The sequence below is a fragment of the Paraburkholderia sp. RCC_158 genome (genome assembly GCF_041355255.1).
GTDB classification, from domain to species: domain Bacteria; phylum Pseudomonadota; class Gammaproteobacteria; order Burkholderiales; family Burkholderiaceae; genus Paraburkholderia; species Paraburkholderia graminis.
Genome location: NZ_JBFUPM010000050.1, coordinates 1 through 12,235, shown reverse-complemented (window position 1 = coordinate 12,235; position 12,235 = coordinate 1). Strand labels below are relative to the sequence as shown.

The window sequence follows — 12,235 nt, the reverse complement described above, 5'->3', positions numbered from 1 at the left end:
GTTTGGCATTCAACCTGCACCTCTGAGTTCTTCAAATTAAGAAAATTCAGAGGCGACATCTAGTGTGACGCAGGGGGGTATGGCCCGCCGCACCCAGGTGATGGGGGCAGACTTCGTCGAGCGTGCCATGTCGTCTGCTGACGCGTTTTCCCGCCCTTTGCAGGAATGGCTCAATGAGCATGCGTGGGGCACGACCTGGTTACGGGACGGGCTTGATCTCAAGACTCGGAGCCTCTGCACATGCGCAATGCTTGCCGCTCTCGGCAAAGGCGCCGAACTGAAAAGCCATATACGTGGCGCCATTAACAATGGTGCGACTACAACTGAAATCCGGGAGGTCTTGCTTCACAGTGCAATATATGCTGGGGCGCCTGCAGCTGTCGAAGCGTTTCGAAACGCTGCCGAGGTACTGCGGGAGTTGGGTGCGAGCATCCCCGAATAGCCGAACTCAGCGAAATGGATCCCGCAACAACACGCCTCAACGAAGCGTCGTGTCTCAAACACATCAGTATCAAGACAGATCGCGAACTTGTACCGCGCCCACCAGTGCCCGAGCCCCACTCTCATCGACGCATTCACCTGGCGAGGCATCGCGACAGTAACGCTGACCAACTCCAAACGGTGTCCAACGCTCCCCTGCCGGTTTCGCTCCGGACTTTAAGGCAACAGACGTATCGGCACGATCTACTATTGCTCTCACTACTACGCGGCAAGTAGGTTTGAAGCCGTCCACATTCGGGAAGCTCACACATCAGTGGATACCGTAGCGCTCTGCAACGTCGCCGTCGGTTCGTGCTTACGTCGCTGCCTCCAGCTTCGATGACGTAAGTCGGACGCCGATCCGCAGTCGATGAGGCCAATGAGCCACTTTAACCAACGAGTGTCTCGTTCTCCCCAGACAGCTCCCTGCCTACATTCACAATCCTCTTTAGCGTGTGCCGCAGTTCCTTAGATTCGCGTTTTCCCAACTTCTGCTCAAACCGCAGATGCACGCTCTCCCACAGGGGCAATGCACGAGCCAAGAGCTTCCGGCCCTCCGGAGTGACGCTCGCAAGTCTCTCGCGCTTGTCTTCTCCGACGTTGATCTGTACCAGGCCCTCCCTTTCTAGGGGTTGCAGATTGCGGCCCAGGGTTGTGCGATCCATTGCCATCAAATCTGCCAACTCACTCAACGACACTTCCCCCACTGCCGACGCACGCGCAAGCATGGAAAATTGAGTAATACGTAATCCGCTTGGTCTGAGCACTTCGTCGTACGCTTGCGAAAGGGCACGGGTCGCACTGCGCAAAAACGAACAGTTACATTGCAGCAATTCCATCGGAGCCTCCCAGGGACGATCCATGTAAAATCTAGTATAAGCGCATATACATCTTTTTATCGACGGTGCGAAACGACAGCGCAAAACTGCGAATCTCTGCCAGACGGCGCAGAGATCCTTCTTCTGACCAGCGACTACTGAACAGCCGGGTCTTTCGTCATGACGTTCCGGCTAGTCAGCTCAGCAATCTGTTCCGGGTTATAGCCCAACTCGCGAAGCACTTCGCAGTTATGTTCTCCACGGAAGGCGGGAATTCCGGGATGCTCGAGCTCATTGGCCGAAAATCGCCACGGCTTCCCTGGCACACGTGCTGTGCCCCCCGCGCGGTCATCGATAGCCTCGGTCGCACCCCACCATTGTGCCCACTCCGATTCGGCGAAGTCCTTGATGTCTCTAACCACGCCGAACGCCAGCTTGGCCTCGTCCAGTTGAGCGTCCAACGCCGCAAGGCTATCGAACGTAAGGATCCAGTCCTGTACGATTTGATGAAACTCGGCGAGATTTTTTTTGCGAAGTTCCGGCGTCCGAAAACGTGGATCGCGCGCAAGGTCCGCGCGTCGCATTGCGCCGATGTAGAGGGGGAACGACAGACTCGCAACGACGCTCGTCGCGATTGTGATCTTCTCGCCGGTGCTCGTTCGAAAGAATGGCGAGAACGACGGCCCCAGCGCCGGAGGTTCGGCCCCGAGATCAGCATCCGACAGGTCCACGTGCACACGTTCATTAATGGCCAGCATGGTGGCAGCCATTGCCACGTCGATATGCTGCCCCTCACCTGTCACGCTGCGGCGATACAAGGCTGCAAGCACCCCTATGGTAGCTTCGAGACCGGTGTAGATGTCAGCGTGGGAATAGGGATCGTGTCGGTCTTGCGCGAGATCGTCTCCTAAATGGGAGAGGAAAGTGGACGTGAACCCCGACTCTGCATGCACAGTCGGCGCATAGGCAGCACGATGCGACAGCGGACCGCCTTGACCATATCCGCTGATCGAGACATAGATAAGTCTCGGGTTAATCTCGCGCACGGACTCGTAGTCAAGACCGAAGAAAGCGAGTGTCCCTGCTCTGAAGTTTTCAACCAGAATATCGGCTTCACTGATCAGCTTCTTCGCAATCTCCCGCGCTTCCGGGTAATTTAGGTCAAGGCTGACGTTGCGCTTTCCAGCATTTTGCTGAATATAGTAATACGAGATCGAATTGTATTGCGGCAACGCCGAACGCGAAATATCAGGTCGCGGCGGCTCGACCTTGATCACATCGGCACCGAGGTCATGCAACGTCTTCGCGCAGTGCGGTCCCGCAAGCACGCGCGAGAAGTCTATTACCTTGATGCCTGAAAGTGGCCCCTTGCTCATGTCATCCTCGTTTTCAGTTGCCTTCAAAGACCGCACTACCGGGTCCCGTCGTTGCAAATGCGTCAAGACCGCGCTGAAGGTCAGCGGTCCGGTAGATGGCATCAGCGATATCAGCCATTCCCTCGTCCGCTGCACGCATCCCATTGTTACTGTAGAGCGAAGCGAGCCGCTTGGTGGCGGCATGAGCGACGGTTGGACCAGCCGCGATCTCACGAGCGACCGACATCGTTACAGCTTCCAGTTCGGAGTCGGGAACGACACGATTGATCACGTTCCAGCGCTCGAGCGTCGCCGCGTCGTGCCTGCGAGCAAGGAAGACGATTTCTTTCGCCCTAGCCAGGCCGACCCGGTCGATAAGGCGCTGCACACCCCCCATGAGAGGGTGCAGCCCCAGCGTCGCTTCGACTAGGCCCATCTTTGCGGATGCTGCGGCGATAATCAGATCTGAAGCTAGAGCAATCTCAAATCCACCGCCAACGGCGATACCATGGACGGAGGCAATGATCGGGATCGGTAGCTCATCAAAGGTGCGAAGGACACCGACAAAGTCGACGTCGTTACGACGCGCGCCGGCGTTTTCGAAAAGCGACATCTCCGCTCCAGCCGAAAAATGTCGCAATCCGCTTTTGATGACGACCGCTCGCGCCTTCTCTGTTTCGGCACGCTTCAGGTTGTCGATCAACGCTTCTGACAGCGTTTTTCCCACAAGGTTATGGGGGGCGAACTGCATCGTGATGACGGCAACTTCGCCGTCTTTCGCGAATTGGATCGCTTCGGTATTAAGTGAAGTCATCTTGTTTCCTTTATAGATAACGTGTAGTTGAGCGAGGGGTTCCGGCGTCAGTGCTCGACCGCCTCCTCGGCACCGTAACCGCTAAGCATCCGCAACTGCTGCTCTTCGAAGCTGCTGGCAGACGTTCCTTGGGAAGTGATCAACGAAACAAGCCAACCAGCCACAAAGCCGCAAGGAATGCTGATGATTCCCGGATTGGCCAGGGAAATCAGTGGCGTAGTAGTTTTGAACACGAGGCCATGTGCGCCAATGACGGCCGGCCCCACAAGGACAAGTCCTATTGAAGAGAGAACACCAACAACGACGGCCGCGACGGCGCCAGCGTCAGTGAATCGGCGCCAGTAGAGTGTCATGAGGATGACGGGGAGATTTGCGCTGGCCGCAATGACAAAAGCGAGTCCCACAAGAAACGCGACGTTCAAGGACTTCACTGCCAGCGCGAGGCAGATTGCGGCCACCCCAAACGTCACGGTCGCAATCTTGGCCACACGAACCTGACGCTTGTCCTGCGCGTCGTTGCGGAAGACGAGCATCGCAAAAATGTCGTGGGCAATCGTCGATGCAGACGAAATCATGATGCCGGACACGACCGCGAGGATCGTCGCGAACGCGATCGCGGATACACAGGCAAGCAACATTTCTCCGCCGAACGATCCCACGCCACCGCCCAACGAGACAGCGAGCAGCGTTATTGCGCTATTACCTGCCTTGTTTGATTGGAGGATCGACTGCGGCCCGACGATTGCACATGCTGCAAAGCCCAAGAGACAGACCATGATTGCAAATGATGTCATTACAACGAGCGCGATCTTTGCCGAATGCCTTGCGTCGACCGCCGACGGTACGGTGTAGAAACGTGTCATGACGTGCGGGAGCCCAGCCGTTCCAAGAGCGAGAGCGATCGCGAGCGAAACAGTGTCCAAAGGGTTTTTAAGGTACGCCCCTGGAATCAGATAGTGATCCGGATGCAAAGAAGAGGCTTTAGCCTTCGTGAACATCGCCCCAACGTCAAACGAGAAATGTGCGAGCGCTAGCACGAGCAGAAAAGCTGCCGCAGACCATACGAGGATAGCTTTGACGATCTGAACATACGTCGCTCCGACCATCCCGCCGAACAGCACATAGGCGATCATGAGTACGCCGATCAGAATCACTGCCGCATCCGTGCCAATCGGCAGCAAGAGGCTTGCGAGCGCGCCAGCACCTACGAGTTGCGCAAGCAGATAGGCTAGGGCAATGAGCAGCGACGACGCGGCAGTTGCCCCCCGCACCGATGCCGACGGCAGACGAAGCGCAACAACGTCCGACAGAGTGTACTTGCCACAGTTGCGCACCGGCTCGGCGACAATCAGCATGATCATCAACCAACCGACGATAAATCCCACCTGATAAACGAGACCGTCAAACCCGAACAGCGCCACGAGCCCTGTTACCCCCAAGAACGAGGCGGCGGACATGAAGTCGCCAGAAATCGCAAGCCCGTTTTGCATTGGCGTGAGATTGCGCCCTGCAACAAAAAATCCAGCCGCTCCTTTTGACCGACGCGAAGCCCAACTCGTCAGCAACAGACTGAGCAGAATGAACGCGGCGAATGCGGCAATCCGGACGCCGCCGCCAGACATGAAATTAGACATGTTGGGCCTCACGAGTAGCTTGTTGCGCATGCAACTTCAAAGAGGCCGCGCATGCGTCGAACTTTGCGGCCGCCCACGTGCAATAGGCCCAGAATGCAGCCACCGTTACAAGCAGTTGCGCAGCCACTGCTGCCAGGCCGATGTTGATCTCACCACACAGCGACTGGCTCATCGCAGCGGGCGATGACAGGACTAAAATCAACAGGCCAAAGTAGATAGCGAGCGATCCCCCAAGCAGCGGCCAGACGAACCGGTTCCGGGTCTTGGCCAACCCCCACGTCTTCGCAACAAGCTCCCTCGACTCTTCGACCCCTCCTGCCGATTCCAGCCGGTCGAACTCAAGATTTCCAAACTCTGTCGGGTGCATCTCCGCCTCCTTGCCTCAATGTTTTCGTGACGCGCTGACTTCATTGCGCTGCGTCTCCCGTGTATGCGTTGTACTCGCGTAAACACCGTTGACAATGCGAGTATATACACGCAATATCGCGTCATCAAAGCAATTCGCATCGCTCGGTGTAAACACCAACAGGGACCTGCGCTGTCAGGTTGCAATCAATCAGGAGCCGCCATGAAGAAACAGCGTAAAGTCATTGTCACTTGTGCCGTGACAGGCGCGATTCACACCCCTACGCTTTCCGACTATCTGCCGTATAAGCCCGAGGACATCGCAGAGCAGGCGATTGCCGCGGCCCAAGCAGGTGCATCAATCCTTCATCTTCACGCACGCGACCCCGCGACGGGCGCTCCCACCGGCAACCCAAAGATCTTCTCGAAGTTTCTGCCAGTTATTAAGGAACGTACGAACGCCGTCATTAACCTGACAACGGGCGGTAGTCCCGAAATGACAGTTGAAGACCGGCTAGCGGCAGCGCTCACGTTTCATCCCGAGATGTGCTCGCTGAACATGGGCTCGATTAACTTCTCAATGCATCCGCTCGCGGGGAAAATTTCTGAATGGAAATTTCCATGGGAGAAGGAATATCTGCTTGCGAGCGAGGCATTCATCTTCCGCAACACGTTCCGGGACATTGCGAGGATCTATGAGTTGATGACCGACCATGGCACTCGCTTCGAACACGAATGCTATGACATCGGGCATCTATATAACCTCGCGTATTTCCTCGATAAAGGACTCGTCAAACCGCCCCTCTTTATTCAGAGTGTGTTCGGCATCTTGGGCGGAATTGGGCCTGAGGCGGACAACGTCGTATTCATGCGACGTACCGCGGACCGCCTTTTCGGCACTGATTACATCTGGTCCGTTCTTGCTGCGGGCCGCCACCAGATGCCGGTGGCAACGCAGTCGGCTCTTATGGGAGGAAACGTCCGCGTGGGTCTTGAAGACAGCCTGTATATCGAACGGGGCCAGCTTGCCAGAAGTAACGCGGATCAAGTTGCCAAGATAACGCGCATGCTCAACGAGTTCTCGCTGGAAGTCGCAACGCCGGACGAAGCGAGGGAGTTGCTGCACCTGAAGGGTGGAGACAACGTTAGCTTCTGAGCAAAGCATCGGCTGTCGCGTGAAAAAAATTAGGTACTTGAACCATCATCAGTAAGGAGATATTTATCATGAAGTCAACCGTCAACGTCGCACGCCGATTGGCCTCCGTTTGCCTGTCCGCATCCTTCTTCGCGAGCATCTCCGCGCACGCTGCAACTGTGGACGTTTCGGAAACGTCGATGGTTGTGCAACACGTGACTGTCTCTTCGAGCAAGCCATACCGGGCGGTGATCGGGGACATTGAGGGCAGTCTCGCAAAGCTCGATGACCGCTATCGGCAAATGGCAAAGGAGAGGCGTACAGATGAACTTCAGGCCGAGTTGCAAAAGGCAGCCGGAAAATACGGCCTGATGATCCATTACACAGGCTCCTTCACCAACTGGTTGGCTCTCAAGGGCGTTCAAAAACGTGGAACTGAGTACTTTACCGGCAACATTTTGACGGCCGTGGAGATGACAAGTCAGAACATGGGTGCCGGTCTATATGCACCATTGCGGATCATGGTCTATGAAAACTCTCAGGGGGGTACGACCATCGAGTACGACAAGCCGTCGAGTCTGCTGAGTCAGTACCATAGCGCCGCAATCGACGTACAGGGTCGGTCTCTCGACGAGCGCCTCGCGAAGTTTTGCAACGCGGTGCTTCAATAAACGGTTTATGACGCAGCTCTATCCGCCATCGGAGTGTGAAATGGCGGGTGTTATTCCTCGCGAGCGCGCGATTACCTTGCGCGAGCGCCAATGTCTTCACGAATGGTGATGAGATGCGAATTCTAGTGCTGGGAGCAGGCGCGCTGGGTGGATACTACGGTGCTCGACTTTTACAGGCAGGAGCCGATGTGGCCTTCCTCGTCAGGCCCAAACGCCAAGAGGTCCTACAGGCCAACGGAATTGTCGTGAAAAGTGCCTCCGGTGAGACCCTGTCAAACGTCAAAACCGTACTGGCAGAGGATGTGGACGCCCGGTATGACCTGGTGCTTCTCACTTGCAAGGCTTACGACATCAAGGCGGCTATTGCCTCCATTGCGCCCGCCCTCGCAGAAGACTCTGTCATCCTTCCCTTGCTTAACGGACTTGCGACTTACGACGCCCTCGATCGCCACTTCGGTCGTCACCGGGTGCTTGGCGGTATCGCCTACATCGCCACAAAATTGTTACCGAATGGTGATATCGCTCATCTGAGTCGTTTCGACAAGTTGATTATCGGGCCGCGCGATCCGGTCCAGACGGATGCTGCCCGGAAGATCTTCGAATGTTTTTCTCGGACCGCGGGTGATCGCACGCTGTCCGAACGGATTGAAGCTCAGCTTTGGGAAAAGTGGGTCATGGTTTGTGCAGGCGCCGCATCGACCTGTCTGATGCGCGCGACGATCGGCCAGATCATGCATACGGCCAAGGGCGAGCACCTGATTCGCGCGTTGATCAGCGAATGCCGGCAAGTTGCACAGAGATCGGGATTTGCGCTTGAGGATGCCGCTGTCCGCAGCTTGGAAAGTTCTCTGCTTGATCCCGACTCAGCGTGGGCGGCATCAATGATGCGAGATATTGACGTTGGGGCGCAGCAGATTGAGGCAGACGCCATCGTTGGTGACATGATCCAGCGCGCAAAGCAGCACTTGGTCGACACCCCTTATCTGGACGTCGCTTATTCGCACCTTCAGGCATACGAACTTCAGCGTACCGCATCGTGACCCGGCGCGACGATGCAGTCGGTTCCACGCCTCCAATAGGTTTGACGCACGCAAGGGCGTGCGTCGCTGTCAGCGCAGATATGCATCACACGGAGAAACGATATGTTCAAAGACATGGAAATTGTATTGACCGCACCGGTTCGTACGGCGATTGGTGCGTTCAACGGCTCTCTCAAGGGCGTACCTGCCACCGACCTGGGTGCCTCAGTGGTGAAGGAGGTCCTTCGTCGAACCGGTTTGCCCGCTTCGAAGGTGGACTCTGCCGTTCTCGGCAACGTGATTCAGGCGGGTAACGGCATGAATCCGGCGCGCCAGGCTTCAATTAAAGGCGGCCTTCCGGTGTCTTCTCCCGCCCTTACGGTCAACCGCGTATGCGGCTCTGGTGCGCAGGCCATCGTAACAGCCGCTCAGGAAGTGGCCCTTGGCACAGCCGCGGCTGTGATTGCCGGCGGGATGGAAAACATGGACAGAGCGCCCTATCTCTTCCCTGACGGCCGATGGGGCAGCCGCATGGGGAATACGTTGATCATTGATAGCATGCTGCGCGATGGCCTGAACGATGCGTTTTCAAACGAGCATTCCGGATGGCACACTGAAGATCTGGTCAAGGAATACTGTATCAGCCGGGAGGCGCAGGATCGTTGGGCAGAACGTTCGCAGACCCGCTTCTCGAATGCCCAAGCAGAAGGAAAATTCAAAAATGAGATCGTTTCCCTTGAGATATCCCTCGGGAAACGACTCGTGGAGTTTTCTGTCGACGAGCAGCCCCGCCCCGATTCGACGTTCGAGACCCTCTCGAAATTGCGGCCAGCCTTCAGGCCGGACGGCACAATTACTGCAGGCAACGCCCCCGGTCTGAACTCTGGAGCGTCGGGCATGCTCGTATCTACCCGGGCCTTCGCTGACAAGAACAATCTAGAGCCTGTGGCGAAGCTCGCTGCATTCGCAGTATCTGCGGTCGAGCCGGGCATCTTTGGTATCGCGCCTGCCCCCGCAGTCGAGCTGGTGCTTGAGCGTGCGGGATGGCGCCTGACGGATGTCGATCGAGTTGAAATCAATGAAGCTTTCGCCGCTGTTCCACTAGCCGTCATGAAACAGATCGGTCTGCCAGATGAAATAGTCAACGTGGAGGGTGGCGCGATCGCGCATGGTCACGCGATCGGCGCGACGGGTGCTGTGCTCACGACCCGCCTGCTTCACTCCTTAATGCGCGATGGCTTGAAGCGTGGCATCGTCACGCTGTGCATTGGGGGTGGTCAAGGTATTGCGCTTGCGGTCGAACTTCTTTGACCCCTTCATGAGCAGCAAAGGATCACTGACTCGTTGACTCAAACGACGCCGACGCGGGTGCAAGACGGTAGCCGCAGAGGCCCTGTCCAGAGCGTTCCGCGGTCTTCCTCTACGTTGGGGTTCATGTTTCCTGCGCTCGTCAGGATCGAGCCTTTCCGCCGCTGGGTGAGCGGGCGCTGGTCTCTCGAGGATCAAGCGCTCGAAGTCTTGATGTGGCAACAGCCGACAACTCATATGGACGGAATTCCCGTTTTCATCGATCAACGGTGCAATGAAGGGTGGGCGAACGGAGGGCTCGGTCGATCCCTGGCCCCTTGCATGCATAAGAATTCCCACTGGCCGCGACTCGCTGAACATTGAGCACAAGGGTCGCCTTTGGCGGTATGGGCAAATACGCCGAACACTGGCAACGCAAACAATGGATGACCGGTAAGGGCCGTTGATCGTTGAGCGTCGATCTGAGTCATCAGCATCCGCAGCGGCTCGAAGGCGTCTATAAGTCGAGATTCGAGGACTCATATGGATGAAAGATCACCTGCTCTCGGCGATTCCGCCAAACAAGACCCGCCGAACAGCGCTCGCCGCGCAGGACTGAGGCACTGGTTGTCGACGGGAAGTGCTCGAGTTCTGCTTTGCACATCTGGCGTATCTTTCATGATCATGCTGGATTCGAATATTGTCGCAGTATCACTACCGACGATAGCCAGAGATCTTAACGCTAGCTTTACAGACATCGAGTGGGTCGTCAGCGCATACATTTTACCGTTTGCGGCGTTCCTGATGCCTGCGGGAGCGCTCGCTGACCGATTCGGACGGCGCCGTTTGTTACTGACCGGCATGTTGCTGTTTACAGCTGCGTCCCTTGTTTGCGGCTTGGCGCCCAATTCAACTATTCTAAATGCCTCACGTGGGCTGCAAGGTGTTGGATCGGCGATCCAACTCAGTGCCGCTCTGGCGGTACTAGGTCATACTTTTCGCGGCGCCGAGAGGGCTCGAGCGATCGCATTTTGGGGAACGCTCGTCGGAGTAGCTGTAGCGATAGGCCCTCTAATTGGCGGCTTTATCACGTCTACCGTCGGCTGGCGATGGGCGTTCCTAGTCAACGTCCCTGTCGGGGCCGCGCTGATCGCCGTAGGATTCTCGTCAGTCGACGAATCAAACGACCCGCACTCGCGACAGTTGGATCTGGCCGGGATAGCGTTTCTCGGCGGCGGTCTCTTCTATTTGGTTTGGGGGCTGATAAACGCCAACGTTGACGGCTGGCCCAGCAGTCCAACTCTCGGCAAGCTGTCCGTCGCGACGGCACTGCTGTTTTGTTTCGTGGTCGCAGAACTGGTTCAAAAGCGCCCCATGGTTGATTTTTCGCTGTTTCGCAGGCGGACGTTTTTGGGCAGCAGTATTGCCATGCTTGGATTTGCATCAGCGGCCCAAGTTATGATGACGTATCTGCCTTTGTACCTGCAGAATAGCTTCGGCTTCAATCCGGCGATGGCTGGACTTGCCATGATGCCTTTCGCGCTCCCCTTGTTTTTTCTTCCCCGCGTCGGGGCGGTCCTCGCTCGCAGCATGTCAGGGCGAGCCATTCTCACGATCGGCCTATGCATTGTTGCTTGCGGCAACCTCAGTACTGCGCTGGTGGTACATTTTGGTGGTTCGCTGAAGTTGCTCTGGATTGGAATGTTGATCACTGGTTGCGGTGCAGGACTGCTCAATGGTGAAACAACGAAGGTTTCTATGACAGTGATCCCGCCCGAACGCGGTGGAATGGCATCTGGAATTGGTGCCACGTTGCGCTTCGTTGGACTCTTGCTCGGTATCACATTCCTTGGCGCGATCTTGGCCAGCGAGACAAAACGTCATTTCACACGGGCCGTAGCGAATGAAGGGCTCCCGCAACTCGATGCGAAGACCATCGAACTGGTTATCTCGCATATTGTCGCCGGGGACACCGGGGGAAGTATCGTCCCGGCTGTGACAGATCAAGTGATTTATGTGGCACGCAACAGCTTTGAGCTTGGCTTTTCCTCGGTGTTGTTCGCTGCAGCCGCTGTTGCTGCAGTCTGCGCAATGCTCACTTACTTACTTGTCGATGTCTGGGAAACCGCTCCCCAGCCTATGTGCTTACAAGGCGAATCCGCAACGGTTGTTGACTAAGCGCAATCAATTGCGCACTTTCGAATCACGTCCAATGAAGCGGCACCCAAATTGCGATTCCATGACCGAAGCGCGTGCTTCGTTGGCCATTCGATGATAATGGCGGTCAGCGCTGCGGTTTTACTTCGAGTCGACGTCGTTTGAGAGGACGATGTGATTGATGGCGGCCATGGCGAATTCCTACTCGGAAAGTCGCTTAGTCACGGCAGCTAGCGATGCGCCGACAGAACGTACGTGACTAGCCATGATGAGGGATGGCTGTATCTGGCCGGCCTCAAGGATCTGTTTAGCGGAGAGGTAGTCGGCTACTGGAGTTGGCCCTGTAACTGAGGACACGCGGACACCGTTAGATTGATGACTTCGCAGCACGCCTGAACTCGCGAGGCGAGCGATATTTCAGTGCTTTGTGTGGGTGGCGCTCATTGTAGTGTATATGAACGCCTCCCTTTGCGAGAGGCTTCGATTGGCATTCCAGAACAAGACGGGCTGCAGCTGTATA

The 12,235-nt window shown here is 56.4% G+C and carries 11 protein-coding genes; 6 read left to right on the top strand and 5 right to left on the bottom strand.

Annotated elements, in window-relative coordinates:
* The first annotated feature begins 79 nt into the window (after window positions 1-79).
* Window positions 80-442 (top strand): carboxymuconolactone decarboxylase family protein, encoded by a 363-nt coding sequence (locus AB6809_RS35775; RefSeq protein WP_371028547.1) that lies wholly within the window; start codon window positions 80-82, stop codon window positions 440-442.
* A gap of 427 nt (window positions 443-869) precedes the next feature.
* On the opposite strand, the gene AB6809_RS35770 is transcribed toward AB6809_RS35775, so the two are convergent.
* The 5 genes from AB6809_RS35770 to AB6809_RS35750 form a co-directional block, all read right to left on the bottom strand.
* Window positions 870-1,319 (bottom strand): MarR family winged helix-turn-helix transcriptional regulator, encoded by a 450-nt coding sequence (locus AB6809_RS35770; RefSeq protein ID WP_371028546.1) that lies wholly within the window; start codon window positions 1,317-1,319, stop codon window positions 870-872.
* A 134-nt stretch (window positions 1,320-1,453) separates the two neighbouring features.
* On the bottom strand, window positions 1,454-2,674 hold the full coding sequence (locus tag AB6809_RS35765) for a CaiB/BaiF CoA transferase family protein (protein WP_371028545.1): 1,221 nt from the start codon (window positions 2,672-2,674) through the stop codon (window positions 1,454-1,456).
* Window positions 2,675-2,687: 13 nt separating this feature from the next.
* Window positions 2,688-3,467, bottom strand: coding sequence for an enoyl-CoA hydratase/isomerase family protein (locus AB6809_RS35760; RefSeq protein ID WP_371028544.1), 780 nt, complete (start codon window positions 3,465-3,467; stop codon window positions 2,688-2,690).
* A gap of 47 nt (window positions 3,468-3,514) precedes the next feature.
* Window positions 3,515-5,101 carry a cation acetate symporter gene (locus tag AB6809_RS35755; RefSeq protein ID WP_371028543.1) on the bottom strand — a complete coding sequence of 529 codons (1,587 nt, stop codon included), beginning with the start codon at window positions 5,099-5,101 and terminating at the stop codon, window positions 3,515-3,517.
* On the bottom strand, window positions 5,094-5,468 hold the full coding sequence (locus tag AB6809_RS35750; RefSeq protein WP_371028542.1) for a DUF485 domain-containing protein: 375 nt from the start codon (window positions 5,466-5,468) through the stop codon (window positions 5,094-5,096). Before AB6809_RS35750 ends, AB6809_RS35755 begins: the two co-directional genes overlap by 8 nt.
* A gap of 201 nt (window positions 5,469-5,669) precedes the next feature.
* Here AB6809_RS35750 and AB6809_RS35745 point away from each other — a divergent pair, with 201 nt between their 5' ends.
* From AB6809_RS35745 to AB6809_RS35725, 5 genes are all read left to right on the top strand, one after another.
* The gene (locus tag AB6809_RS35745; RefSeq protein ID WP_371028541.1) at window positions 5,670-6,602 is read left to right on the top strand and encodes a 3-keto-5-aminohexanoate cleavage protein; all 933 of its coding nucleotides are present in this window, start codon (window positions 5,670-5,672) and stop codon (window positions 6,600-6,602) included.
* A gap of 68 nt (window positions 6,603-6,670) precedes the next feature.
* Entirely contained in the window at window positions 6,671-7,252 is a 582-nt protein-coding gene (locus AB6809_RS35740) for a DUF302 domain-containing protein (protein WP_371028540.1), read from the top strand.
* Between the two features lie 113 nt (window positions 7,253-7,365).
* On the top strand, window positions 7,366-8,292 hold the full coding sequence (locus AB6809_RS35735; RefSeq protein ID WP_371028539.1) for a 2-dehydropantoate 2-reductase: 927 nt from the start codon (window positions 7,366-7,368) through the stop codon (window positions 8,290-8,292).
* A gap of 102 nt (window positions 8,293-8,394) precedes the next feature.
* Entirely contained in the window at window positions 8,395-9,582 is a 1,188-nt protein-coding gene (locus AB6809_RS35730) for an acetyl-CoA C-acyltransferase (protein ID WP_371028538.1), read from the top strand.
* Window positions 9,583-10,236: 654 nt separating this feature from the next.
* On the top strand, window positions 10,237-11,736 hold the full coding sequence (locus AB6809_RS35725; protein ID WP_371028537.1) for an MFS transporter: 1,500 nt from the start codon (window positions 10,237-10,239) through the stop codon (window positions 11,734-11,736).
* Window positions 11,737-12,235: the final 499 nt, after the last annotated feature.

Bases quoted from the DNA above. Each gene is read 5' to 3' on its own strand.
- AB6809_RS35775 (WP_371028547.1), top strand. From the start codon at position 80: ATGGCCCGCCGCACCCAGGTGATGGGGGCAGACTTCGTCGAGCGTGCC.
- AB6809_RS35770 (WP_371028546.1), bottom strand. From the start codon at position 1,319: ATGGAATTGCTGCAATGTAACTGTTCGTTTTTGCGCAGTGCGACCCGT.
- AB6809_RS35765 (WP_371028545.1), bottom strand. From the start codon at position 2,674: ATGAGCAAGGGGCCACTTTCAGGCATCAAGGTAATAGACTTCTCGCGC.
- AB6809_RS35760 (WP_371028544.1), bottom strand. From the start codon at position 3,467: ATGACTTCACTTAATACCGAAGCGATCCAATTCGCGAAAGACGGCGAA.
- AB6809_RS35755 (WP_371028543.1), bottom strand. From the start codon at position 5,101: ATGTCTAATTTCATGTCTGGCGGCGGCGTCCGGATTGCCGCATTCGCC.
- AB6809_RS35750 (WP_371028542.1), bottom strand. From the start codon at position 5,468: ATGCACCCGACAGAGTTTGGAAATCTTGAGTTCGACCGGCTGGAATCG.
- AB6809_RS35745 (WP_371028541.1), top strand. From the start codon at position 5,670: ATGAAGAAACAGCGTAAAGTCATTGTCACTTGTGCCGTGACAGGCGCG.
- AB6809_RS35740 (WP_371028540.1), top strand. From the start codon at position 6,671: ATGAAGTCAACCGTCAACGTCGCACGCCGATTGGCCTCCGTTTGCCTG.
- AB6809_RS35735 (WP_371028539.1), top strand. From the start codon at position 7,366: ATGCGAATTCTAGTGCTGGGAGCAGGCGCGCTGGGTGGATACTACGGT.
- AB6809_RS35730 (WP_371028538.1), top strand. From the start codon at position 8,395: ATGTTCAAAGACATGGAAATTGTATTGACCGCACCGGTTCGTACGGCG.
- AB6809_RS35725 (WP_371028537.1), top strand. From the start codon at position 10,237: ATGATCATGCTGGATTCGAATATTGTCGCAGTATCACTACCGACGATA.